Source organism: Streptomyces sp. NPDC019396, from assembly GCF_040632375.1.
Classification (GTDB): domain Bacteria; phylum Actinomycetota; class Actinomycetes; order Streptomycetales; family Streptomycetaceae; genus Streptomyces.
Genome location: NZ_JBEYBS010000002.1, coordinates 271,981 through 295,476 on the forward strand (window position 1 = coordinate 271,981; position 23,496 = coordinate 295,476).

Consider the following 23,496-nt stretch of genomic DNA (forward strand, 5'->3'; position numbering starts at 1 on the left):
GATGGCCAAGTACCTGCTGCTCAAGCACTACCGCGGCGCTCCGGCTTCGGTCAACGACGTGCCCATGGACCAGTGGACGCCGGAGGAGATCTCGGACCACGTGCAGTACATGCACGACTTCGCGGCCCGACTCGAGGGGACCGGCGAGTTCGTCGACGGCCAGGCGCTCGCCCCCGAGGGGGCATGGGTCCGGTACGACGGCGAGGGCCGCCCGCCGGTCACCGACGGCCCGTTCGCCGAGACCAAGGACCTCATCGCCGGCTGGATGGTGATCGACGTCGACAGCCACGAGCGCGCCGTCGAGCTGGCCGGGGAGCTGTCGGCCGCCCCCGGGGCGGGCGGGGAGCCCATCCACGAGTGGCTCGAGCTGCGCCCGTTCCTGGCCGCACCGCCCACCATCACGGAGTGACCTCCGAGGTGAACGAGTTCCTGCTCCGGAGCCTCGCGCCGAGCGTGCTCGCCATCCTCGTCCGCCGCGGAGCCGACTTCGCGGCGGCCGAGGACGCCGTGCAGGACGCACTGGTCGAGGCCCTCCGCGTCTGGCCCGCCGCCTCCCCGAGCTCTTCGCACAGGGGAGAGCCTGTGCGGGACCCGAAGGGCTGGCTGGTCACCGTGGCCTGGCGCAAGTTCCTCGACGCGACCGGCGCGGACACCTCCCGCCGCCGGCGCGAGGTCCTCGTCCACGAGGAGCCGGCGCCCGGGCCCGCCCCCGCGGTGGACGACACGCTCCAGCTCTACTTCCTGTGCGCTCACCCGTCGCTGACGCCGTCGTCCGCGGTCGCGCTCACGCTGCGCGCCGTCGGCGGGCTCACCACCCGCCAGATCGCCCAGGCATACCTGGTGCCCGAGGCGACCATGGCGCAGCGCATCAGCCGGGCCAAGCGCACCGTCTCGGGCGTGCGGCTCGACCAGCCCGGCGACGTCGCCACCGTGCTGCGCGTCCTCTACCTGGTCTTCAACGAGGGCTACTCCGGCGACGTCGACCTCGCCGCCGAGGCCATCCGGCTCACCCGGCAGCTCGCGGCCCAGGTCGACCACCCCGAGGTGGCGGGGCTGCTCGCCCTCATGCTGCTCCACCACGCCCGTCGGGCGGCACGGACCGCGCCCGACGGCAGCCTGGTGCCGCTCGCCGAGCAGGACCGCGGCCGGTGGGACACCGAGTCGATTGCCGAGGGCGTCGAGATCCTGCAGGCGGCCCTCGCCCGCGACCGGCTGGGCGAGTTCCAGGCCCAGGCCGCCGTCGCGGCACTCCACGCCGACGCGCCCGCCGCCGAGGAGACCGACTGGGTGCAGATCGTCGAGTGGTACGACGAACTCGTGCGCCTGACCGACAGCCCCGTCGTCCGGCTCAACCGGGCGGTGGCCGTCGGCGAGGCCGACGGACCGCGGGCCGGCCTGACAGCGCTCGCGGCGCTGGACGCCTCACTGCCCCGCCACGCCGCGGTGGCGGCATACCTCCACGAGCGCGCGGGCGACCTGGCGACGGCGGCACGGCTGTACGCCGAGGCGGTCCACAAGGCACCCAACCTCGCCGAGCGCGACCACCTGACGCGCCAGGCCGCCCGGCTCAACGCCCGCCGGCGTCGCTGACGGGGGCGCTCTCCGGATACCGCCGCTCGTGAAGGGCGACGAAGCCCGTGCTCACCCCTCGGGCCGTACGCGCACGAAGCGGGCCGTCTCGTGGCGTCCGGCCCCCTGGCGCAGTTCGACGAGGAGAGGCTCGGTGAGTATCCGCACGGGCCCGTGGTCCGGGTGTTCCGTCAGCTCTCCCAAGCGACCGCGTACCAGCTCGCCGACCTGCCGTGACTGCACCGGGGTCAGGCGAGGCGACGTCTTCACGGTTCGATCATCGGGAAGCTGGACAAGAAGTGCCCGCGGTCGCTCCACCGGGCCGAAAACGCCGAGTAGCGCGCCGTCCCGCGTATCGGAATGCCGGATCTTCCTCCAGGACCAGGTTCCTCCTGCCCGATAGGGCGAGTTCAGTGCTTTCGCCACGATCCCCTCGACGCCCACGGCTCTCATGTCGCGAAACCAGGCGTGGGCTGTTTCCTCGTCCAGCGTCGCCAGCACACGCTGAAGGGGTGGGCCGACGTCCCGCAGCGCCGCTCCGAGCAGCTCCCACCGGTCCCTCAGGGGCAGGGCCCTGACGTCCCGGCCCGGGACAGCGAGGATGTCGAACGCGATGTAGGACACCGGGACTCCCGACCGCTCGCGATCACTGTGGGACCTGAGCAGGTCGGTGAAGCTCAGCCGCCCCTCGCGGTAGGCGCACAATTCACCGTCCAGCACGACTCCGGGTGGCAGGTGATCTCGCAGGTATGCGGCAATCCCGGGGAATTCCCTGGAGAGGTCCCTTTGTGAGCGTGACTGGAGGAAGACCCTTCCGCCGTCGAGGACGAAGGCGAGGGCGCGGAATCCGTCGAGCTTGAGGGAGTACTGAAAGCCCCCGGGCGTGCTGCCGTGCCCGGGGATCTCGTCCACCGGCCGTGGGCGCATGACGTCGACTGGTGGCCGAAGGGCCACTCTCGGCGAGCTCTCGTCCATGCAGCCAGGTTCAACCCGCGGGAACCTCGGGGCAGCGAGGGGCTCGCCGTCCTCGTGAGCCTGTCACCGGGACAGCCTCAGCGGTCAGCCGCAGATGCGCTGCGGGGGCGCGGATCCCGGTCCTGGGCGCCGCTCAGCGCCTTGCGCGGAGGAAGGTCGTGCGCCTGGGTCGCGGTGCGGGACCGACGGTCACCCCAACGGACGATCACCTCACGGCAGACTGCCCGCGTGCCCCGGGTCGAACAGCGGCGCCAGCATGTCCCCGTGCCGTTCGAGTCGCCCCGCGATATCGCCCAGCCGGAACACCAGCTCGGCCGGGGAGCCACAGGCCTCGATCTCCTGCCAGGTCACAGGCGTGGAAACGGTGGGTTCGGGCCGGGCGCGCAGGGTGTAGGGGGTCGCGGTGGTCTTCGCGGCGGCGTTCTGACTGTGGTCCACGAACACCTTTCCGGGGCGCAGCGCTCGTGCCATCCGGTGCACCACCAGGCCGCCGAGTTCCGCCTCCGCCTCGACGGCCAGGGACTTCGCGTACGCCGACACCTCATCGGACGGGGTCGGCTCCAGCGGCACCAGCAGGTGCAGGCCCTTGGCGCCCGAGGTCTTCGCATAGGCCTCCAGGCCGTCCGTGGCGAGCCGCTCGCGCAGCCACAGAGCCACCTCGCAGCACTCGACCACGGTCGCCGGATCGCCGGGGTCGAGGTCGAGGACCATCCGGTCGGCCCTGCCGGGTTCCTCCACCCGCCACTGCGGAGTGTGAAATTCCACCACCAGATTCGCTGCCCAGACGAGCCCGGGCAGATCCGCCAGGACCACCTGCTCGCCCTTCTCGCGCGAGGAGCGCGGTACCTCGGCGACACGCACCCAGGACGGGGTGCCCGGTGGTGGGTTCTTGGTGAAGAACCGCTGGCCGTCCGGGCCGTCGGGGTACCGCAGGAACGAGAGCGGGCGGTCCTTCAGGTGCGCGAGGAGCGGGTCGGCCGTGAGCGCGTAGTAGTGCAGCACCTCACCCTTGGTGGTTCCGGTCGCCGGATAGATGACCTTCTCCAGATTGCTGAGCGCCAGGCGCCGCCCCTCCACCTCTGTGATGGGCGTCATACGATGAGAATCCCATACGTAATCCCTGATACCTCCTATTGCCTCTCAATAGCTCTCGATACCGCATGAAAGGGATGGCACGTGCGATCCATCTGGAACGGCGCGATCTCCTTCGGGCTGGTCAGCATCCCGATCAAGCTGGTGAACGCCACCGAGAACCGCTCGATCTCCTTCCGCCAGATCCACACGAGCGACGGAGGGCGGATCCGCTACCGCAAGGTCTGCGAGCTGGAGGACGAGGAGGTCCCCACGGCGGAGATCGGCAAGGCGTACGAGGACGCGGACGGGACGATGATCCCGATCACGGACGAGGACCTCGCCGCACTGCCGCTGCCCACCGCCAAGACGATCGACATCGTCGCGTTCGTGCCCGGGGACCAGATCGACCCGCTCCAGATGGACGCCGCGTACTACCTCTCGGCGAACGGAGTCCCGGCCGCCAAGCCCTACACACTGCTGCGGGAGGCGCTCAAACGGAGCAAGAAGGTGGCGGTCGCGAAGTTCGCGCTGAGGGGGCGGGAGCGGCTGGGGATGCTGCGGGTGGTCGGCGATGTGATCGCCATGCACGGTCTGCTCTGGCCGGACGAGATCCGGCAGCCCGAAGGTGTGGCCCCGGAGACCGAGGTCACGATCCGCGAGGCCGAACTCGACCTTGCCGACGCCCTCATGGACACCCTCGGCGACGTCGACCTCGGCTCGCTGCACGACGACTACCGGACGGCGGTCGAGGAGCTGATCGCCGCCAAGGCGGAGGGCGTCGAGCTGGAGCCGGAGCGCGCCCCGGCCGCCGACGGAGGCAAGGTCATCGACCTGATGGCCGCGCTGGAGAGCAGTGTCCGGGCGGCGCAGGAGGCGCGCGGTGGCGAGGCGGAGGCCGGTGGGGAGGTTACCGAGCTGCGGCCCCGTGAACAGGCCGCGAAGCCGGCGCCCAAGTCGGCCAAGGCCGCGCCCAAGGAGACAGGCGGCAAGAAGTCCACGTCGACGGCGAAGAAGACGGCCGCGTCCCGGTCGTCGAAGTCCACGGCCAAGAAGGCGTCGGGGACGAAGTCCGCCACCGCCAAGTCCGCCACCGCCAAGTCCACGGCGAAGAAGACCACGGCCAAGAAGGCCACCCCCCGCAAGAAGGCCTCCTGACGAGGCCGGCCCAGCCCGTCGGGCGGGGGAGCGGCGGACGTCCCCCACACCCTCAGGACCCGAGTGGTTCGACGCGCACCGTACGGTCGGACGCCTCGGGCGTCATGAATTCGAGCAGACCGGCGCCCTCCTGCTCCAGCGCCTTCCGGGACGCCCGTGACAGCCGCCCGAACGGCTCGAGCACGAGCGTCGCCGTGTCGCGCTTGCCGTCGACCCGCCATGTGCCCGCGACGAACCCGTCGACCAGGAAGGTGGCCCGGATGATGCCGTTGCGGGTGAAGATCGCCGACCGCCGCCGCTCGTCGAGCATGCGGGAGCGGTCGTCGTGCGCCAGCAGGATGTTGTCGAACTCCGGCAGAAACCGAACCGGCGCCTCGCAGTCGGGATCGGGCAGCGGTGCGTCCGGCAGATCGAACAGCTCTCGCCCGTCCTCGCCTCGGAGCACCCGCAGCCCTGGGCGGAGCCGGTCGACCACCTCCCGCAGCCGGGTCAGCCCGGACCACATCTGGACGTCCTTGACCGACGCCGGGCCGTACCCGCGCAGATAGCGCAGCACCAGGTCGTCCACGGTCGCCCCGGTGCCCAGGGGGCGGCCGAGCCAGGACTCCGCCGTCGCGTACCGGGTCAGGCCGCCGACACCCCAGATGCCGCGCGGGGGCACCTGCACGAGCGGGAGCTGTCCGCGCGCCGCGTTCGCCAGCCCGTCCGGGTCGCGCTCCGGCCACCGTGCGGCCAGGGCCGCACCGAGCTCCTTGGTGGTCAGCGGCTCACCGCCCAGCGCCTCACGGCCGGCGGCGGCCAGCTCATCGGGCGCCAGACCCGCGATCGCCTTGGCGAACCTCGCCACCCCGCGTACCTGCCGGTCCAGCACGGGCTGCACCAGCGGGCGCAAGTCAAGGCAGTCCTCGGCGGTGACCAGGTGGACGGTGGCCCGCAGCAGCGCGACGCGTACCGCTTCGCGCCCGGTGAGCAGCCCGGCGAGTTCCTCGTGGCGGAAGCCGGTCAGCCGGGTCCACAAGCCCACGTAGGGCGGCGCGGGAGCCTGGGCCTGCATGCCGACCAGACGGGTGATCGCCTCGGCTGCCGTGAGCTGGTGCCGGTGCAGCAGGAGCTGGCGCTCCAGCAGGGCGCGGTTCAGGGCGCGCGGGCCGAGCGTGGTCATGGAACGCCCCCTGTGAGAGTGCCGTGAGACGCGGCGGACGACATGCGGTGCACCCCCACTCTGCCCTGTCCCGCTCGTACACACCTTGAGGACTCCTCGAAACGGCCGCTGAACAGGGCCCGTGGGGCCGCCGCCTTCCTTTAAGTACTCCAGGCATGCTCTAGCAGCGCTCCAATCACGCTGGCTATACCGGATGGTGACCATCTGTCATCACGAGGAGTGAGACGTGACCTCCACCAACTTCCGGCCGACGGACACCGACAGCGAGGCTCCGCCCCCGGCCGAAGCCGTCGCGGTGCAGCCTTCCGGGGCGGGGGTTTCGCCCGCCCCGGACCGGCGCCGCTGGGCGGCGTTCGTCATCATGACCGTCGCCACGTTCCTCGACATGCTCGACGGCAGCATCGTCAACGTGGCCATCCCCACCATCCAGCACGACCTCGGCGCCAGCTACGGCGCCGTCCAGTGGATCACCGCCGGCTACGTCATGGCGTTCGCCCTGATGCTGATCACGGGCGGCCGGCTCGGTGACATCTACGGCCGCAGGAAGATGTTCCTGCTCGGTGTCGCGGGCTTCACCATCGCCTCCCTGCTCTGCGGTATCGCCATGAACCCCGAGATGCTCATCGCGTCCCGGCTGCTGCAAGGCGCCGCGGCGGGCATCATGGTGCCGCAGGTGCTCTCCATCATCCATGTGACCTTCCCGGACAACGAGAAGGGCACCGTCTTCGCCGTCCACGGCACCGTCGGCGGGATCGCCGCCACCGTCGCCCCGCTCATCGGCGGTGTGATCGTCGCGGCCAACATCTTCGGCTGGGACTGGCGTCCGATCTTCCTTGTGAACGTGCCGCTGGGCGTGGTCGGCTTCTTCCTCGGGCTCAAGTACATCCCCGAGTCCAAGGCGCCGCACGCGCTCCGGATCGACCTCCCCGGTGTCTTCCTGGCCACCGTCGGTCTGCTGCTGGTGCTTGCTCCGCTGACCTTCGGCCGTGAACTCGGCTGGCCGGCGTGGACGTTCGTCTCCATGGTCGCCGCGGTCGTGGTGCTCGCCGCGTTCGTGGCGTACGAGCGCCGCAGGAGCCTGACCAACGGCTCGCCGCTGGTGGCGCTCAACCTGTTCAAGGCGCGCAGCTTCAGCTCGGCCCTCGGACTGATGCTGGCCTGCTTCACCTTCACCGGTATGTTCATGCTGGCCCTGTACATGTACATGCAGCTCGGTCTGGGCTGGACCCCGCTGCGTGCCGGTGTGACCCTGCTGGCGTTCGCGTTCGGTGCGTTCATCACGGCCTCGGCTTCGGTGATCGCGTTGGTTCCCAAGTTCGGCCGCACCGTGGTGCAGATGGGTGCGCTGGGTATCGCCGCCGGTCTCGGGCTGTTCCTGTGGATCAACGGCAGCAGCGACGGGGACATCACCAGCTGGAGCATCGCCCCCGCCCTGTTCGTCATCGGTCTGGGCTTCGGTGCCGCGGCCACCCCGATCTCCCTGTTCGGCCTCAAGGACGTGCCGCACGAGGACGCGGGTTCGGCTTCCGGACTCATCAACACCATGCAGCAGCTCGGCTTCACCATCGGTATCGCCGTTGTCTCGCTGTCCTTCTTCACACCGCTGGGCTCCTCCGCGACGACCAGCGGGGACGAGCTGGCACCCAAGCTGCGCCAGGAACTGGCCGCGGTCGGCGTCCCGGCCGACCAGCTCGGCGGTGCGACCTCGGCCTACCAGCACTGCGTCAACGAGCGCTACGGCGGCGAGAACGCCTCGGACGAGCCCGCCGACTGTGTGGCACCGGCGGTCCGTGACAACGAGAAGGCCGTCTCGGTGCTGGAGTCGTACGTACAGCGGGCGGGTGCGCAGACCTTCTCCGACGCCTTCCAGATCACGCTGTACACAGGTCTCGGCTTCATCGTCGTGGCCTTCCTGGCGGCAGGCGCGCTGCCCCGCCGGGTGAGCGCACCGGGACAGGGCTGACCAGCCAGATCTCCTTGCGCGTGCACCACCGACGAGGAGGCCTCCGAACCATTCGGTCCGGAGGCCTCCTCGTCAGTTCTCAGGGGCGGTGCGGTCGGCCGCGGCAACGTCAGCCGATGCGGGTCGCCTTCGACTCGACGGCTATAGGGCCGGTCCAGGGGGTGCCGTCCTCCAGGTCGATGAAGGCGGTCCCGCTGGTGGCGAAGCTCTTCCGGTTGTAGTTGCCGACGTGGACGGCGTTGATCGAGCCGTGCTCGTTGCCGTTCTCGTCGCGGTGGGCGTGGTGGGTGATCCAGAAGCTGAACGCCTTCCCGGCGCCCGGCTTCCAGATGCCCGTACCCTCCAGCGGGGGCGTGGCCGAACCGGGCTTGTTGACGCAGTGCACCTTCTGGTCCGCGGTCAGATCGCAGATGATCCACGAGTACAGCGGGGGGTCCTGGGCGTGGATGGTGATCAACACGTCCCACTTGCCCACCGGGCTCGCCGCCTTGTGGGACACGGCACCGGGCGCGGAGTGCCCGGCGCCGGTGGCGGCGGCGGTAGCGGGAGCCGCGGCCGGCACGATCATGGCGAGCAGCACGGCCGCGACGGCCCCTGCGGTGCGGCGGCTGACACGTGTCGAGGTGGTAGCGCTCATCGGTGCGTCTCCTGGTTTCCGCCCGTGATGTGGGCAGTTGGGTTGGTTGGGTGGGCGTAGGGTCGCGGCAGCTGCTCGACATCACGTCCAGGGCGGGTGGAGACGTACCGGAACGACCCGGGCATGCCGGACGGCCGGCCAGGGTTCGCGATCACCCTGGCCGGCCGCACGGCGGGACGGGCCCGGGCCTACCGGGCGGGCATGTCCCCGAAGGCGCCCAGGTGTTCCCCGACCCACTGCCTGAAGGTGCGCGCGGGCGCGCCCGTCCAGGGCCCGCAGGTGGCGTTGGTGTCCGCGGGCCGGGAAAGCCCCGCCTCCCACTGGTCGAGCAGTGAGGCGAGCACCGGCGGGGGTACGAACCGGCCCATCGTCTCCCTCGCCTCGTCACGGTCCAGGTCGCGTACCTGGATCTCCCGCCCCAGCAGCTCCGCGATGATGCCGACCTCGGTACGGAAGCTCAGCGACTGCGGCCCTGAGAGCGGGACCACCCCGCTCATCCGGGACCCCTCGGCCAGCGCCGCCACGGCCACGTCCGCCACATCGGCGTCGTGCACCGGGGACACCTGGGCGTCCGCGAACGGCTGCTGGACCGCGCGGCCCTCCCGGATGTCGGCGCTCCAGCCCAGCGCGTTGCTCGCGAACGCGCCAGGGCGCAGGAGCACATGGGGCAGCCCCGAGGCGAAGACGGCGTCCTCGACCACACGATGGTGCTGTGCCAGCGGATCCTTGTCCGCGCCGGGCAGCATCACGGTGTTGGACGAGAGCACCACGACATTGCGTACTCCCGCCTCGTCCGCGGCTTTCAGGAAGTCCGCGACGCCGTCCGGCTCCGCGTACAGGAACACCTGGGTGACACCGTGCAGCGCGGCCCGGAAGGTGCCGGGTTCCCGGAGGTCGAGCGCGACGGTCTGCACGCCACGGGGGACGGCGAGACCGCTGGCTCTGCGGCTGGAGGCGCGCAGGGGACGTCCGATGGAATGCAACCGCGCGACGACCTGGCTGCCGATGTTGCCGCGCGCTCCTGTGACAAGAATGGTCACGAGAAACTCCCGTGTTCGACGACGTGCTTTCAACGGCCCCGGACAGGGGCGGGCGGTCGTGGGCCCGGTGACGGCCTAGACCACTTGAATCACCGTTCCGGTTAGCCCCTGGAATTCGGTCGAATGACACTCGGGTGTTGCTCGAGTCCCGCGCCTGCCTGCGTCTTTGGTGGTATGGGTGGATGATCGGAGCCGGTTTCCGGCCATCCTTGGCCATTCCGCTACCGGTCCTTTCCGGCCATCGTCGAGCCGTACGTCAGTGGTGCGCTTCCAGCCATGCGGCGCCGCCTCCACCATCACCCCCATCGCCGCTCCAGCCCTCCTCCCTAGGCTCGCTGGCGACATCCGCCGCGCAGGCGCCGCCCGAGGAGACTCCGTCATGGCAGAACTGCCGCTGTTCCCGTTCTCCGGCTCGAGCCATCGCGGCCCGGATCCGGTCTTCAGCCGGCTGCGCGCCGAACAGCCCGTCGTCCGGGTGACCACCGCCAATGGCACGCCCGCCTGGCTGATCACCCGCCATGAGGACATCCGTACCGCCCTGGAGGACCCGCGTCTGAGCCGCGCCGCGTCGTACGAGCCGGCCGCGCCGCAGTTCGAAGGGCTCTTCCAGGCACCTCCCGGGATGATCATCTCGCTGGACCCGCCCGACCACACCCGGCTGCGGGCGCTGGCCGTCCAGGCGTTCTCGCCCGAACGGATCGAGGGCATGCGGCCGAGGGTGCGCCGGCTCGTGGACGAGCTGCTCGGCCAGGCCGAGAAGGACGCGGCCGAAGGGCCGGTGGATCTGCTCGGAGCCCTCACCGGGCCCCTGGCACTGTCCGTGATCTGTGAACTGCTGGGCGTCCCCGGACAGGACAGGACGTCGTTCCACGGCTGGATACGGCAGTTCGCCGACGTGGGCGGCCCGCAGGACGAGGCGGTCGCGGCCCGTGAGCAGCTCGGTGCCTACATGGCCGGCCTGGTGATGGCCAAGACACAGACCCCCGGAGACGATGTGCTCTCCGCCCTGATCGCGGCCCGGCTGGGCGACGACCGGCTCAGCACCGAGGAGCTGATCGGGCTCGGCTACACCCTGCTCGGCGCGGGCGGTGACTCATCCGCCAGCCAGCTCGCCAACTCGGTGCTCACCCTGCTCGCCAGCCACCGGGACGTCTGGCACCGGCTGGGCGGGCATCCCGAGGAGATACCCGCGGCCGTCGAGGAGCTGCTGCGCGGAGTCAACCTGCTCGGCGACGACACCTCGGGCCTGCCCCGTATCGCCACCGAGGACATCGCCATCGCCGGGGTCACCATCCCGGCCGGGGACGCCGTCTTCCTGGCCTTCGCGTCGGCCAACCGGGACGGGGCCGTCTTCACCGACCCGGACCGGCTGGACTTCACCCGCACCCACAACCCGCACCTCTCGTTCGGCCATGGCGCGCACCGCTGTCTGGGCGGACCGCTGGCCCGGATCGAGCTCGCCGTGGCCATCGAGGAGCTGACCCGGCGCTACCCCGACGCGCGGCTGGCGGTGCCGGAGGGGGAACTCGCCTGGCAGCAGGGCGATGTGAACCACCGCCTGGTGGCGCTGCCCGTCCACCTGCACGGCGACCCGGCCGCGTAAGGGCTCATACCCCACCGGACGAGTCCTCGGCGGGCTCGGCGGGCGCGCTGAACAGCTCGTCGCCGTACAGGTCCTCCAGCCAGTTGGCCTGGTAGACGGTGTCGAGATAGCGCTCGCCGAGGTCCGGGGCGATCGCCACCGCGGTGAGCCCGGGCGTCTGGTGCTGCTCGAGCCAGTTCATCGCCCCGCTCACCACGGTGCCGGTGGAGCCGCCGAACAGGAAGCCGTGGCGCGCCAGTCGGTGGCAGGCCCGGATGGTGTCCACCTCCTCGACGCGGATCACCTCGTCGACGTACGCCTCGTCGAGCAGCGGCGGGCGCATGCTCATGCCCAGGCCGGGGATCATCCGCCGGCCGGGCGGGCCGCCGAAGGCCACCGAGCCCACGCTGTCCAGCGCGATGATCCTTACCGGACGGTGCCACTCCCGGAAGAAGCGCGCGCAGCCCATCAGGGTCCCGGTGGTGCCGGCCCCGATGAACAGCACGTCGAGCTGCGGGAAGCTCTTGGCGATCTCGGGGGCGGTCGTCCGGTAGTGGGCCTTCCAGTTGCTCGGATTGGTGTACTGGCTGAGCCATACGTACCGGGCGTCGGACGCGCACAGCGCACGTACGTAGTCGAGCCGTGCCCCGAGGAAGCCGCCGTTCGCCTCCTGGCCCGCGATGACGTGCACCTGGCTGCCCAGCGCTTCCATCATCAGCCTGGTGGACAGGTTGCAGCGGGAGTCGGTGACACACAGGAACTGGTAGCCCTTGCTCGCCGCGATCATGCTCAGCGCGACACCCAGGTTGCCTGACGACGACTCGACAAGGATGGAATCCGGGCCGAGTGTGCCGTCCCGCTCCGCGGCCTCCACCATTTCGACGGCGGCCTTCAGCTTGATCGAGCCTGCGAAGTTGAAACCCTCGCACTTCAGGAAAAGCTCATGCCCGTGACCGAAGACCGACTTGAGGTCGACGTAGAGATCGTCCTCATTGAAGGCGTAGGGATCGGATATGACTGGCACGATGGCCTCCTCATGAAGCAGGGCCGTGCGGATGTCCATCCGGCCGTGGGCGGATCGCGATCGTCCTCATCTCCCTCATCCGTGTCTGCGCCGTTCGTGGAAGAAGTCCTCCACGGTGTGGAGGTCCCCGGCGCGGGCGGTTTCGTCGTAGACGTACTTTCCGACGGCGAGGTCGAGCACACCGAGCCCGAAGGGGGAGAACACCACGGTCCGGTCGCCGGGGATCGCGACGCGCCGGCTGATGACGTCCTCCAGGGTGCCGCTGAGGAAGTCACGGTTGCCGGTGAGCTGTTCGACCAGGTGCGGTGAGGTGTCGGCCTTGAGGCAGTGTTCGATGTCGTCGACGATGTTGGTGGAGTGGAGCAGGATCTCGGGGGCGAGGTCACGCAACGAGACGTGCAGCACCAGCGGGTGGTGGCTGAACCAGCCTGGCTCGGTGACATGGGGCTGGCCCGCGATCGTGGCGAAGACCACGAGATCGCTGCCCCGGATCAGCTCCTCGGCACTGTCGTGGACGGTGACACGGCCCGGGGTGTTGTGCTCCTCGAGATAGTGGCGGAACCCGGCGGAGCTGTCGGGGGACAGGTCGTGGATGCCGATCTCGTCGAAGGTCCAGCCGGTGGCGCTGAGATAGGTGTGGATGTAGCGCGCGATCAGGCCGGTGCCGAAGAAGCCGATCCGGGTGGGCCTGGTGGTGTGGCGGGTGAGGTGGTCGGCCGCGAGCGCGGCCGACGCGGCGGTGCGGCTGGCGCTGATGATGGAACTTTCCAGACAGGCGAAGGGATAGCCGGTCTCGTGGTCGTTGAGGATCAGCACGGCCGAGGCACGGGGGATCCCGGCCTCGACGTTGTGCGGGAAGCTGGAGATCCACTTCAGACCGTCGACGCCGTCCGGCCCGCCGAGGGAGGCGGGCAGGGCGATGATGCGGGAGCCGGGGCGGTCGGGGAAGCGGAGGAAGTACGAGGGCGGGTTGACGGTCCGCCCCGCACCGTGGAGCAGGTAGGTGGCCTCGACCAGCTCGACGATCTGCTTCTCGTGGCCTCGCAGGACCCGCTGGACCTGTGCGCCGGAGATCACGGAGAACGGCGGCACGACCGTGTCCGTGTCCGTGTCCGTGTTCGTTTCCGGATTCGTGTCCGTGGTCATCGAGGAGTTCCCTGGGGGCTGGTGGTGGGCTGGGGGTGGGCCATGGCGACCAGGACGGTGCGGTCGCCTTCGTAGGGTTCCCGGCTGTGGGCGGTGCGCAGGTTGTCCACCAGCATGAGGTCGCCGTCCTGCCAGGGCTCGCGGCGGGTGTGGGCGTCGTAGACGCTGTTGATCAGGGCGACGGTGTCCTGGTCGAGGGGGTCGCCGTTGCCGTAGCGGGTGGTGAAGGGCAGGGCGTCGGCGCCGTAGACGTCGATCAGGTACTCGCGGACCTCGGGGGCCAGGGTGAATTCGCTGAGGAACGCGATCTGGTTGAACCAGCAGCGCGCGCCGGTGACGGGATGGCTGATGACGGCCTGGCGGTGCTGGCGGGTGCGCAGGCTGCCGTCGTCGTGCCAGGCGTACTCGATTGCGTGGGCCCGGCAGTAGTCCTCGACGGCGGCGCGGTCATCGGTGCCGAACGCCTCGGCCACCGAGGCGCCGATCTCGTCGTTGTAGCAACGTTCCAGCAGCCAGCCCTGCTGCGCGAACCGGTCGACCAGCTCGGCGGGCAGTGCCTGGCAGACCTCGGCGGCATCGGCGATACCGGTCACCCCGCCCTCGGCGGGGGCCTTGAGACAGGCGAACATCAGCAGCGAAGGGACGGTCTGGGTGTAGCTGAGCTCGTGGTGCATGCACATCGGCTGGTTCGTCGGCCACGTCGCGGAGGAGTAGATCCCCTGGCCGTACTCCTCGCGTGCGGCGAAACCCTCCTTGTGGTCCATGAGCTCCGGGGCGAGAGCGCGGAACACCCCGGCCGCCTGCGTGGCGTCGCCGATGCCCAGGCCACGGACGAGCAGCGCCCCGTGCTCGGCGACGGCCGCCCGCAGCGCGTCACGGTGCCCGGCCGCCCACGCGGCGGCATCCCCGCCGGGGTTGTCGACACGCAGCATCGGGGGCTTGCCCGCGGGCACCTCGACCTCTAGCAGCGGTGCGGGGGGTGAGGACGACATCTCGCGTTCCCTTCTGTCTGGTTGCCTTGTCACGGGGTGGGTGACCAGTCGGCGGCGTGCAGCACGGCTTTCGCCGCCTCGGTGGGACGGGTGCGCAGGAAGTAGTGGCCGCCGTCGGGAAGTTCGAACAGCTCTACGCGCTCGGCCAGCAGCCGCCAGCCGAGATGCGCCTCGCCGGGCTCCGCCGTGGCCGTATGGGGGTCGTCGGCGGCGACGATCACCGTGACGGGCGCGGACAGTTTCACGCCCGGCGGTGCGTCCATGGCGTCGGCGAAATAGCGGTGCGCGGACACGCAGTCGTGCCGGTATGCGGCGCCGACCTGCTCGGCATGCCGGGGATCGAGCTGCTCGCCGAGCTCGGAGTAGCCGCTGTCCCCGCCGAGTTCGGCGGCGATCCCGGCATTGTCGCGCGCGGCCAGTTCGTCGATCGCGGCGCGGCGTGCGGCGGCGTCGCCGAGCAACTGCGCGCCGAGGAACACCCTTTGGACCTCCACCCCGCGCTCCTCGAGCCGCCTGGCCGTCTCCAGCGCGGGCGCCGTGCCCGACGAGTGGCCCCACAGCATGATCCTGCCGAGTCCGCGTGCCTCGATCTCGTCCACCACCTGCCCGACCAGCCGGTCCAGCGGGGCGAACGACGCGCTGTCGGCGGTGGCGGGGTCATGACCGGGCAGCTCGACCCCGTACACCACGGGCCCGCTGTCCTGGAGCGCCCTGGCCATCGCCTGGAAGTTCACCGCGTTGCCCCCGGCGTACGGGAAGCACACCAGGGCCGTGGCGGGCCGTCCGCTCCGCGGGCGGGAGAGCGCCTGAAGCAGCTCGGACGACGGTCCCGTGCCTGCGGCCGTGCCGGACTTCGTGTCCATGAGGACGGCGAGCTCGGCGAGCACGGGGTGGGCGGTGATGTCCTTGAGAGTGATGGCGCGGTCGAGGGCGATCGCGAGTTTGACGGCCGACAGTGAGGTGCCGCCGCGGTCGAAGAAGTGGTCGTCCCGGCCGATCCGGTCGGCGGGCAGGCCGAGGATGCCGGCGTACGCGGCGGCGAGGCGTTGTTCGGTGGGGGTGGTGGGGGCGCTGGTGACGGGGGTGGGAGCGGGTGAGGCGTCTTCGGCGGTCTCGCGGACAAGTGCCTTCTTGTCGACCTTGCCGTTGGGCGTGAGGGGGAGCTCGGCGCGGTGGTGGTAGGTGGTGGGGACCATGTAGGCAGGTAGGTGAGCCCCCAGCGCGCTGCTGAGTTCGGCCTGGTCCATGGGGGTGTGCCGGGTGTAGTAGGCCGTCAGGTGGGGACCCGTGGCGGGGTGGTCGACGACGGTGACGGCGGCGTCGCGGATGCCGGGGAGGGTGAGGAGGGTGTTCTCGATCTCGCCGATCTCGATGCGGAAGCCGCGGATCTTGACCTGGGTGTCGCGGCGGCCGAGGAATTCGAGCTTGCCGTTCGGGTGCCAGCGTCCGCGGTCGCCACTGCGGTAGAGGCGGGCGCCGGGGCGGTAGGGATCCGTGCCGAAGGCGGCGCGGGTGCGTTCGGGGTCGTTGATGTAGCCACGGCCCACGCAGACGCCGGAGAACACGATCTCGCCGGGGGCACCGAGGGGGACGGGATGGAGGTGTTCGTCGGCGACGTAGATCCGCACGTTCGGGACCGGGGGCCCCAGCAGCACCCGCTCGGGGGCGGCGCGCATGAGTTCGTGGTTGGTGTCGTCGCTGGTCTCGGTGAGTCCGTAGGCGTTGAGCAGGGCGATCGCCGGCTGGTTGGCGAACCAGCGGCCGGTCAGCTCGCGCTTGAGCGCTTCGCCGGTCACTGACACGTACCGCAGGTGGGTCAGGGGGCGTGGGTGGCGTTCGAGGTGGGTGAGGACCGCTTCCAGGTACGACGGCACGAGCTGGGCGACGTTCACCCGCTGCTGGTCGATCGTGTCGAGGAAGCGCGGGACGTCGAGGATCGTCTCCTGGGCGACCAGGACGGTGCGTCCGCCGACCAGATGGGCGGCGATCAGCTGCCACAAGGAGATGTCGAAGCACTGGGGTGCGGTCTGCGCGACCGCGGTGCCCTCACCGATGCGCAGATCGTCGATCTTGGCGTGGAGGTGGTTGAGCATGCCGGTGTGCTCGCACATCGCGCCCTTGGGCTCGCCGGTGGAGCCGGAGGTGAAGTAGATGTACGCGAGCTGGTTCGGGCCCACCGCCACATCCGGGTCACTCGCGTCGGTCTGCCCGGACACGGCCTCGTCGATCAGCAGCCGCCGCACGGCGGGCAGATGGGCGAGGGCCTGGTCGAGATGGTCGGTGCTGCCCGCTTCGGTGAGCACCAGCGGGCAGTTGGCGCGCGTCAGGACGCTGCGGATCCGCTCGGGCGGGAAGTGCGGCTCGACCGGCAGGTAGACCCCGCCGGCCTTGAACACCGCCCACACCGCCGCGAGCCAGTCGAGGTCGCGCTCGGTGACCACCCCCACCGGCTGCTCCGGCCGCAACCCCGCACCCAGCAGGGCCCGCGCCAGCCGGTTCGCCCGCGCGTTCAACTCGCCATAGGTCCAGGTGTCGGTGCCGCGTACGGCCGCCACCGACTCCGGGTGCTCGCGTACCCGCTGCTCGAACAACTCGTGCGCCCGTGCCTGCGGCAGCTCCCGCTCAGGCCCGGCCAGGTCCTCGAGCTGGTGACGCAGCTCCCGCGCCCCCACCAGGCCCTGGCCGGTGTGCCCGGCGTCGACGTCCGCGCACAGCAGTCCCAGCGCGGTGACGTGGTACCCGGCGATCCGCTCGCCCGCGTCAGCGTCCAGCACGTCGGTGCGGTAGCGCACCCGCACCGCCCACTGCCCGTCCCGGCGCGTGAACCCCACCCGCAGCACCGTGTCGCCCTCGGGCGTGCCGTCCGCGCCGTACGGGTCCAGCACCACCTCGAAAGGCGCCACCGAGAGCCCCAGCTCACCCACGAGCTCCCGCCACGGGAAGTCCAGATGCGTCCGCACGTCACGTGCGGCCCGGGCGGCCCCCAGCGTCAGCCCGCGCCACGACGACACCGTCAGATCCAGCCGGCACGGAACAGCGGGCCCGCCCTCCACCGCCACGTATCCGGCGAGCACCTCGTCCTCACCGCACAGGGCCGACAACACCTTCGCGTGCGCCGCCAGCAGCACCGACTCCACCGGCACCCCCAGCTCGCCCGCCAACCGGGGCAACGCCGACGCGACCTCGTCGGGGACCGCGGACTCCTGCTCACCCACGCCCGGCACGGGCGCAGATGTCCAGCGGGGCACGGCGGCGAGTCCGCCGTCCGCCAGCACACCGCGCCAGAAGTCACGGGAGCCGTCACGGGCTTCGATGGCGGTCTCCATGCGCATTCCCATTGGACCTTTCCTCAGGACTGGTGGCTCTGGGCGTTCCGCACCGCGGCGGTCCGCAACTGGGCCGCCGGGTTCCCGCCCCACTGGTCGTACGCGGGTACTTCCTCGCCCTTCATGAGGAAGGAGTCGGCGGCAAGCACCGCACCGTCGCCCATCGTCACGCCGTAGTGGACATGGGCGCCGACACCGAGCGTGCAACCGGCACCGAGGACGCTGTGGTCGGACTTGAAGGTGCCGTCCTCCTGGGAGTGGCACTGGACCTTGCTGCCCGCGTTCAGCGTGCAGTCGTCACCGATGGTGGTGAGGGTCCGCTCCGTCATCACACAGCCGTCGTCGAAGACGCGCTTGCCGATCCGTACCCCGAGCAGCCGCCAGACCGCGGCCTTGAACGGGGTGCCGTTGAGGACGTTGAAGTATTCGCTCGGCACCTTCCACAGGCGTTCGTGCCACCAGAAGTACGGGTCGTAGATGGAGCGCAGCTGCGGCTTGAGTGGCCGGAACCTCGCGATGAAGCGCTCCACGAGGACGAAATAGAGCATGGTGAGCGCCAGCACGAGCGCCAGGGACACGGCGATCAGCCCTTGCCCGAGTGCGCCGTAGCGGTCGACCGTGGTGAGACCGATCAGTGTGATGACGAAGAAGAGCAGCCAGCGCATGAGCAGCATCAGGGCCATCGAGCGCAGGTTGTAGCTGTTCTTCGCCCGCAGGCGCCGGCGCAGCTCGTCCCCGGCCCTGAGGTGGTCGAACCGCATGTCGCGCTCCACCGACCGGGGAATCTCGAAGCACGGTGACCCCAGCAACCCCACACCCTCGCGGATCTCACCGTCCAGCGGCACCATCACCTTCGTGGCCAGCAGACAGTTCTCGCCGGTCCTGGCCCCCGAGGGATAGGCGATGTTGTTGCCGAGGAAATTGTGAGCACCGATGGACGCCGGGGAAACGCGGAAGGACGTGCTGGAGAAGTCCGCGTTCACGATGGAAAGACCGTCCGCGATCATGGTGCCGCTGCCGACGGTGCTCAAATAGGGGGTTTCGTGCTGGACTTCGGTACCGAAGTTCGAACCGGTCTGCTCGACCCGTGAGAGGTCGTATCCCAGCCCCTTGAGGTAATAGACGATGTATGAGCTGTCACCGAACAGCCATTTGAAGAACTTGATGTTGGTCACCCGTGCGATTGCCCGGTGCACCGAGTAGTGGAATCCGTAGAGCGGATACGTCTTGTCGGGCTTGATGAACAGATTCATCAGCCGGGGCACGGTGAACATCCCGATCAGGCCGAGGATGACGAATCCGAAGAACAGCACGAGGGAAACGATGAGGGCGTCGACGTATATCACCGGCGACATGACCGCCGCGGCACCCGGCTCCAGCAGCCTGCCCAGGGAGGGAATCTCCGTGAGCAGGATGTACGCCCCTCCGATGCCCAGCGGCACGTACACGAGGAACAGCTGGAGCAGCGTGACGAAGCCGTAGCTCGCCCGTCGCAGCACCCCGCACTTCGCCGGAGCGACCCGCACGTAGTCGATCTCCGTACGTTCGGCGGGGGAGCCGTGCCAGTGTTCGCCTTCCGGAACCGTCTGGCCTCGTTGGAGTGCGGACGTGTGGCCGAGCTGGGTCCCGTCGCCCATCGACGTGTCGATGTCGAGCACGGTCTTCTCACCGATGAAGACATCGCGACCGAGCGTGATCGGACCGGTCTGGATGCGCCCGGCGTGTGCCCGGTAGCAGAGGAGGTACGAGTCCTTGCGGACCACTGTCCCGTCGCCGATGGTCAGCAGGTCCGTACAGACCGGGATGGTGCGGGACAGGAGTGTGACGTTCTTCCCGATCTTCGCGCCCAGGGCCCGCAGATACAGCACATAGAGCGGATTACCGACGAGGAGGATCATCGGACTGGCATGGATCAGCGCCTTGATGGTCCAGAAGCGCAGATACGTCAGGCCCCAGACCGGGAACTCGCGCGGCTTCCAGCGGCCGACGAGCAGCCACTTCGCCACGATCGGGAAGGTGCACATGCCGACGAGTCCGGCACCGCCGAATGCCAGGGAGCGCAGGTAGATGTCCAGCGCGCCGGAAGCGTTGGACACCCACTCGAAGCCGGTGGCGGTGATCAGACCGGCGACGAAGCAGTAACCGAAGAAGATCAGGAACTGCGCCGTTCCGCAGAGCACGTACCGCAGCGTGCCCGCAGGCTCCACGGCTCCGGCTCCGGCTCCGGCGCCTTCGCCGACCCCGGCTGCCCCGGTGGCGTCGACCGTCTCATCGGTCGTGGCCACCAGCGCGAAGACGTCCGGGGCCGTGCCGGTGGACGTGGCCACGGGGGACCCGGCAGGGGCAGGAGGGGGAGTCGCGTCCGCAAGCGCGCTCGCCAGGCTGCGGATCGTCGGGTTCTTGTAGATGTCCTTCATCGACACCGAGGGCAGATCGTCCCTCTTGCGGACCCGGGCACAGAATTGCGCCATCACCAGAGAATTGGCCCCCAGGTCATCGAAGAAGTGACTGTCGACCGACACCCGCTCGGTGCTCACGACATCAGCAAGCACCTCGGCGAAACTTCTCTCGGTTTCATTGGCCGGATCCACGCCGCCGTTTTTGGCGTCTTTCGATTGGCCCGACCCGGGCGTCAAGACCTCGACAGATTTTTCCTCCATGCGAGTCTCTTTTCTCATCACAAAACCCTGCTACCAGTCTCCGTCGTCTCCGGACTCATTGCCACTCGAACTCGCTCGTGTCGGCCCGTCGGTGGCCTTGAACGGCCCGGGGGCGGCGGGTGCGGCGGGTTTGAAGGTCGGCGCCCGGGTGTGACGGGAATGCGCCGAACGGGTTAACACGGGTGGGGTGATGATGAGGTGATGCGCTGAACGCCGATTCGGCCGTTGCTCTCGCGGTCGAAATGTGGAACGGGAATTCAGGAGAGTTGCCATTAAAGACACATGCCGGCTCGAATGCTCATAATGTTGCCGGTAAAAAGGCGCACGAAATAGACGAGGTGAAAACGAGCAGCGGAGGTGGCGCCACCCAGGCCTTGGCGGCACGCATGACCGAGTCGGTGCGTCGCACTCCGGACGGGGCCGTTGCGGCGGTGGGCTCGCCCCCCGGTCTCCGCGACCCGCGGCAGTCGCCGGCGCGCCCAGCGTCTTACGCGCCATCTGGCCCGTGAACCGGAATCGCCGATTCAGCGTCAACAACCGGGCAAACCGGGGTGGAACGCACCGCTCAGGTCACCGATCAGTGGCTGCCAGATAACTTATTGACCAGTGCACATCAGGCCATCTACATTCCGCGCTGGCTCGTTTTTTCATACCGGCCCTGCCGCTCGATCCCCGGGAAGACCCATGCACTGGTACCTCGACGTTCTCAAGAAGTACGCCGTGTTCAGCGGCCGTGCGCGCCGCCAGGAGTACTGGATGTTCACGCTCATCAACGTGATCGTCTACGCCGTGCTCATGGGCATCGACCTCGGCGTCCTCAACCTGGGCTTCATCGCCCCGCTGTACTCGCTGCTCGTCCTCCTCCCCGCCCTGGGTGTCACCATCCGCCGTCTGCACGACACCGGTCGCTCCGGCTGGTTCGTCCTGCTCGGCCTGATCCCGCTGGTCGGCCCGATCATCCTGCTGGTCTTCCTGGCCGGCGAGGGCAAGGCGGAGGACAACCAGTACGGTTCGAACCCGAAGCTCGCGACCGTCTGAGGTACGCCCTCTCACGGTGCCACGGTGCCACGGTGGCCCGTCAGCCCAGGAGGCTGACGGGCCACCGTCGTTCCGTCATGTCACCCCGAGGGCAGGACCTGCTCGAAGCGGGTGACGGGTGAAAACGCCTGTGGCATGCCGTGGCCTCTGCCTGGGTCGCGGAGATCCTCTTTAACGCCGGGCGGGACTGGGTCGCGAGGAAGAGGTGGCCGCCAGGGGAGGTGCTTCCCGTCATGTGCGGCCAGTTGTCATGGCACCAGGCAACTCCTCCTGCCGGATGACGCCGCTGATCCCACGGGTCGATGTGGAAGCGGTGACCGATCGGGAGCATGGCGACGTGATGACCACCATGAACTCCCTTGAAGTCGCGCCCGGTTCAGCCACGCTCCCACCTCGGTGGGCGGTGTGGGCCGCCCATGCGGCACCGCTGGCGACCCTGCCGTCCGGCTTGTGGAGGATCGCCATGGCCCTCGGCATCCCGGTGGGCTACTCGGAAGAAGTCCTGCGCGAGGAGTACGGCATCCCTGGCTGGGGGGTGATGTACGTGATCGGCCTCGCGGCGCTCATCGAGCTCGCGGCCCTGCTCACGCTAGGCCTGGTCCGGCCGTGGGGCGAACGGCTGCCGCGGTGGCTCCCCTTCATCGGCGGCCGTGACGTCCGCCCCAGGGCGGCACTGATACCCGCGGCGCTCGGGGCGCTGGTGCTCACCGCCATCACCGCGGTGGTGATCGCCCAGGTCCTCGCCGGAGTCCGTACCGACGGACACCTCACCGGCACTGCCAACACCGTGATGGTCCTCTGCTACCTGCCTGCGTTCCTCTGGGGCCCACTGCTGGGCGCCGTCGCCTACTCCTACCACCGCCGTCATCGCCATCTGCGGTGAGCGGCTCGTCCGAGCGGCGTGCGGCGCGAGGCCCTCCGGATCCTGACCGGCGGGTGGATTCCGCGAGATCGCCGGAGCTTTTCCCCTGCGAGTACTACAGTCTTCAATGTGCGGCACATCAATCTTGTCGGGTGATGGATGTCGGTGGCCCCAGGCGATTCCAGAACCGACGTGCCACCCCCACCCCACGAGAGCGGGCTTGGTATTCCCGGCGGGTCCCTGCCAGACGGCTCGCGAGGCAATCTGTCCGATGGTTCCTGGGTAGGCGAGAATGGCCTGTATCTGGACCGGGAGGCGAATGCAACATCGATGACTTCGTGAAGGATATTGTGCAAGAACTGCGAGCCAAGGGCGTGGAGCTGAAGTGGTGGAGAATTCTTCACGCAGCGTGTTGGAGCGACTTCGAGCCATTGACTGGTCCGACGATTCCGCGGCATCCGATCACGCCAATTCGCGCGCTCTGCTCATGCGCGAGTACCTGCGACGAGCGGCCCTTTGGGCGCGTGCTTATGGCGCGGAGCAGTCTTGGCCCTTCTTCGACATCGCGGAACACGTCGATGCGAAGCTCCAGGTGCCCCCCGATGCTGCCACCGAAGGGGAAGAAGTCCTGGCGGGGCTCGCCCCGGCTTCGTTGAAGCGGACCTGTCGGGCCGCTCTCCGGTGGGCGGTGCTCCGTGACGACCTGCCTGCCGGTCTGCCGGACCCTTATGAACCGCTTCTCCTTATGTATGAACGGGGTGGCGGGTACTTCCTGGAGGAGTATCTCGACCTCAACGGCGTGATGATCATGCTCGGCAACGTGGAGAGCAATGCTTCCGCGGCGCCCTTCCTCACGCTCGCCCCGACCACGCTCGACGCACTCGATGCCGAAGGTCAGATCACCTACTACGCGAAGGTCAGCGAGGGCTACCCTCGGCACAACCCGCGCGGAATCGTCCGTCGTCGCGTCGACGAGAGTCGGACGTATGGCGAAGCCTTTACCCGGCGTCTCCGCTGGGAGCCGACTGAGTACCTCAAGCTGTATGACCTAGGTCACAATGAAGTCGACCATGTCAAGATCACAGAGATCGAGGCTGCCGCGTTCATCGAGTCGGTGACGACGAAAATTCTTGGATCCTCTTGAGTCACACCATGAGCTTCTCCGGACGGCAGGATCGCGCCGCCAGGCGTGTTTGCGGAGGGCGGGTGCTGGCGATGCTGTCGGACCGGCATTGGGCCGGAGCGATCGCGTGACCAGGGATTGACGGTAGGGCGGAACGGTTTCTTGAAC

Annotated in this window: 18 protein-coding genes; 8 read left to right on the forward strand and 10 right to left on the reverse strand. The window is 69.3% G+C overall.

What is annotated here, in order from left to right; all coding sequences use genetic code 11:
• Nucleotide 1 precedes the first annotated feature (1 nt).
• Both ABZ532_RS03260 and ABZ532_RS03265 read left to right on the forward strand, forming a co-directional pair.
• On the forward strand, nucleotides 2–409 hold the full coding sequence (locus ABZ532_RS03260) for a YciI family protein (RefSeq protein ID WP_361279135.1): 408 nt from the start codon (nucleotides 2–4) through the stop codon (nucleotides 407–409).
• Between the two features lie 8 nt (nucleotides 410–417).
• Nucleotides 418–1,590, forward strand: a complete 1,173-nt coding sequence (locus ABZ532_RS03265; protein WP_361279435.1) for a DUF6596 domain-containing protein — start codon at nucleotides 418–420, stop codon at nucleotides 1,588–1,590.
• Between the two features lie 51 nt (nucleotides 1,591–1,641).
• Here ABZ532_RS03265 and ABZ532_RS03270 read toward each other — a convergent pair whose 3' ends face one another.
• A complete protein-coding gene (locus ABZ532_RS03270; protein ID WP_361279137.1) occupies nucleotides 1,642–2,496 on the reverse strand; it encodes a DNA ligase in 855 nt (284 codons plus the stop codon).
• A 258-nt stretch (nucleotides 2,497–2,754) separates the two neighbouring features.
• Entirely contained in the window at nucleotides 2,755–3,639 is an 885-nt protein-coding gene (gene ligD / locus ABZ532_RS03275; protein ID WP_361279139.1) for a non-homologous end-joining DNA ligase, read from the reverse strand.
• A gap of 81 nt (nucleotides 3,640–3,720) precedes the next feature.
• Here ligD and ABZ532_RS03280 point away from each other — a divergent pair, with 81 nt between their 5' ends.
• Nucleotides 3,721–4,773, forward strand: coding sequence for a Ku protein (locus tag ABZ532_RS03280; RefSeq protein WP_361279141.1), 1,053 nt, complete (start codon nucleotides 3,721–3,723; stop codon nucleotides 4,771–4,773).
• Between the two features lie 52 nt (nucleotides 4,774–4,825).
• On the opposite strand, the gene ABZ532_RS03285 is transcribed toward ABZ532_RS03280, so the two are convergent.
• Complete coding sequence (locus ABZ532_RS03285) at nucleotides 4,826–5,935, reverse strand: winged helix DNA-binding domain-containing protein (RefSeq protein ID WP_361279144.1); 1,110 nt, start codon at nucleotides 5,933–5,935, stop codon at nucleotides 4,826–4,828.
• A gap of 226 nt (nucleotides 5,936–6,161) precedes the next feature.
• Between ABZ532_RS03285 and ABZ532_RS03290 the strand changes: the two genes are divergently transcribed.
• Nucleotides 6,162–7,898 (forward strand): MFS transporter, encoded by a 1,737-nt coding sequence (locus tag ABZ532_RS03290; protein WP_361279146.1) that lies wholly within the window; start codon nucleotides 6,162–6,164, stop codon nucleotides 7,896–7,898.
• 109 nt (nucleotides 7,899–8,007) lie between these two features.
• Here ABZ532_RS03290 and ABZ532_RS03295 read toward each other — a convergent pair whose 3' ends face one another.
• Nucleotides 8,008–8,535 carry a hypothetical protein gene (locus ABZ532_RS03295; protein WP_361279148.1) on the reverse strand — a complete coding sequence of 176 codons (528 nt, stop codon included), beginning with the start codon at nucleotides 8,533–8,535 and terminating at the stop codon, nucleotides 8,008–8,010.
• A gap of 188 nt (nucleotides 8,536–8,723) precedes the next feature.
• Entirely contained in the window at nucleotides 8,724–9,575 is an 852-nt protein-coding gene (locus ABZ532_RS03300; protein WP_361279150.1) for an NAD(P)H-binding protein, read from the reverse strand.
• A gap of 379 nt (nucleotides 9,576–9,954) precedes the next feature.
• Here ABZ532_RS03300 and ABZ532_RS03305 point away from each other — a divergent pair, with 379 nt between their 5' ends.
• On the forward strand, nucleotides 9,955–11,178 hold the full coding sequence (locus ABZ532_RS03305; protein WP_361279152.1) for a cytochrome P450: 1,224 nt from the start codon (nucleotides 9,955–9,957) through the stop codon (nucleotides 11,176–11,178).
• Between the two features lie 4 nt (nucleotides 11,179–11,182).
• Here the strand turns inward: ABZ532_RS03305 and sbnA are convergent, their stop codons facing one another.
• From sbnA to ABZ532_RS03330, 5 genes are all read right to left on the reverse strand, one after another.
• The gene (sbnA, locus tag ABZ532_RS03310) at nucleotides 11,183–12,181 is read right to left on the reverse strand and encodes a 2,3-diaminopropionate biosynthesis protein SbnA (RefSeq protein ID WP_361279154.1); all 999 of its coding nucleotides are present in this window, start codon (nucleotides 12,179–12,181) and stop codon (nucleotides 11,183–11,185) included.
• A 75-nt stretch (nucleotides 12,182–12,256) separates the two neighbouring features.
• Entirely contained in the window at nucleotides 12,257–13,327 is a 1,071-nt protein-coding gene (gene sbnB / locus ABZ532_RS03315; protein WP_361279156.1) for a 2,3-diaminopropionate biosynthesis protein SbnB, read from the reverse strand.
• Nucleotides 13,324–14,319: a TauD/TfdA family dioxygenase gene (locus tag ABZ532_RS03320; protein ID WP_361279159.1), complete on the reverse strand. Its 996-nt coding sequence runs from the start codon at nucleotides 14,317–14,319 to the stop codon at nucleotides 13,324–13,326. Before ABZ532_RS03320 ends, sbnB begins: the two co-directional genes overlap by 4 nt.
• Nucleotides 14,320–14,348: 29 nt before the next feature.
• The gene (locus ABZ532_RS03325) at nucleotides 14,349–17,657 is read right to left on the reverse strand and encodes an amino acid adenylation domain-containing protein (protein ID WP_361279161.1); all 3,309 of its coding nucleotides are present in this window, start codon (nucleotides 17,655–17,657) and stop codon (nucleotides 14,349–14,351) included.
• Between the two features lie 11 nt (nucleotides 17,658–17,668).
• A complete protein-coding gene (locus ABZ532_RS03330; protein ID WP_361279163.1) occupies nucleotides 17,669–20,305 on the reverse strand; it encodes a Pls/PosA family non-ribosomal peptide synthetase in 2,637 nt (878 codons plus the stop codon).
• 684 nt (nucleotides 20,306–20,989) lie between these two features.
• On the opposite strand from ABZ532_RS03330, the gene ABZ532_RS03335 reads away from it, so the two are divergent.
• The 3 genes from ABZ532_RS03335 (at nucleotide 20,990) to ABZ532_RS03345 (ending at nucleotide 23,349) form a co-directional block, all read left to right on the forward strand.
• Complete coding sequence (locus tag ABZ532_RS03335; protein ID WP_361279165.1) at nucleotides 20,990–21,343, forward strand: DUF805 domain-containing protein; 354 nt, start codon at nucleotides 20,990–20,992, stop codon at nucleotides 21,341–21,343.
• A gap of 313 nt (nucleotides 21,344–21,656) precedes the next feature.
• Complete coding sequence (locus tag ABZ532_RS03340) at nucleotides 21,657–22,226, forward strand: hypothetical protein (RefSeq protein WP_361279167.1); 570 nt, start codon at nucleotides 21,657–21,659, stop codon at nucleotides 22,224–22,226.
• A gap of 364 nt (nucleotides 22,227–22,590) precedes the next feature.
• Complete coding sequence (locus tag ABZ532_RS03345; RefSeq protein ID WP_361279169.1) at nucleotides 22,591–23,349, forward strand: hypothetical protein; 759 nt, start codon at nucleotides 22,591–22,593, stop codon at nucleotides 23,347–23,349.
• The last annotated feature ends 147 nt before the right edge of the window (nucleotides 23,350–23,496 follow it).